This is a genomic window from Luteibacter sp. P4_D7_3 (assembly GCF_056401735.1).
Genome location: NZ_JBFUIT010000564.1, coordinates 1 through 1,339 on the forward strand (window position 1 = coordinate 1; position 1,339 = coordinate 1,339).

Here is a 1,339-nt window from a genome sequence, read left to right on the forward strand (position 1 = left end):
ATGCTACACAAAGCCATTGAGAGTGGTGCAGACTTGCAAAGCGCTGCAGATCAAGCCCGAGACCTAACCAAACTGCTCGATGGTTTCTCTAATCTATTAAAACGTGACGATCAAAAACCTCATAGCGCTCGAACTCTTATCACACGAGCCAGGGATCTTACAAAGCCTAGATTCCGATTTCACGAAACCACATTAAGCTGTCCATTCCTGGAAAAAGAAGAAGATGGCTTTAAATCCATTTTCGCTTTCGGCTTAGTCCTAAACGCCGTAGTCAATCTAATCGACAACTCTATCTACTGGCTACAAGTTAGATGGCCAGAGTCAAAAGCCGCCGAACGCAAAATATATCTCGGTATATCTAACGAATTCGAACTTGGGCCCGCATTAATAATTGCAGATAACGGACCAGGCTTTCAAGATGACCCAGACAATCTAGTCCGCCCTTTTTTCACCAGAAAGCCTATTGGCATGGGGCTTGGCTTATACTATGCAAATTTGGCCATGGAGCTTAACGGTGGAATTTTAGCATTTCCCGAAAAAGGAGAAGTTGATTTACCAAAAGAGTTCGACGGCGCCGTTATCGCATTAATTTTCAAGGATGCTAAATAATGCTCCCTTCACCGAGAATTGTAGCCATTGACGATGACGAGAGCGAACTCTACGCCTTAGTGAATGCGCTCAATGAAAAAGGCCACTCTTGCCTAGCCATTCAGTATTCCTCCACCGGCCATAATCACAACATAAAAGATGCACGTGTAATTTTTTTTGACCTACATCTAAACGGAAACTCTGCTGCTCCATTAAGTATTCACTTCAGTATAATCTTATCCATACTTGAGTCCCTCGCCCCTCAAGGCCCATATGTAATAATTCTTTGGACCAAGTATGGACAGAGTGAAGGAACTAGTGCAGACACTGAGCTTCAAGAGTATTTATCAGCCCGCCTTGAAAAGCACCTAGCGCGTCCTTATAAGGTACTAGCTTTAGACAAAGCCGGGCATCTTCTGAATGGAAAAGTAAAAAATCCGGACGCACTTATCTCAGAAGTCGAGACATTACTTTGCTCACACCCGCAAATAAGAGCTCTTTTAAGCTGGGAAAGTAACGTCCAGTCCGCTGCGGCTCAAACATTGGGACACCTTCTAAGACTTACTTCACCTGATGGATTAGGCACTGCTTCCGTCATGGCGGTGCTGGCGGATGCTGCAGTGGGAAAGGCAAACATAGACATAGACCGGTACCACGCATTAAATCAAGCACTAATCCCAATTCTCTCAGACTACATCTCAAACCCATCGATCCCTGAAGTAGAGCGATCTGTTTGGGAGCAAGCCTATTC

General features: G+C 44.8%; 2 protein-coding genes. Both read left to right on the top strand.

From position 1 onward, the window contains the following. Nucleotides 1–609, top strand: a 609-nt coding sequence (locus tag AC1DSN_RS22735) for a sensor histidine kinase (RefSeq protein WP_477333113.1), incomplete at its 5' end; no start/stop codon positions are given. After that, nucleotides 609–1,339: hypothetical protein (locus tag AC1DSN_RS22740; protein WP_477333115.1), on the top strand; the 731-nt coding region annotated here is incomplete at its 3' end. The genes AC1DSN_RS22735 and AC1DSN_RS22740, both read left to right, overlap by 1 nt.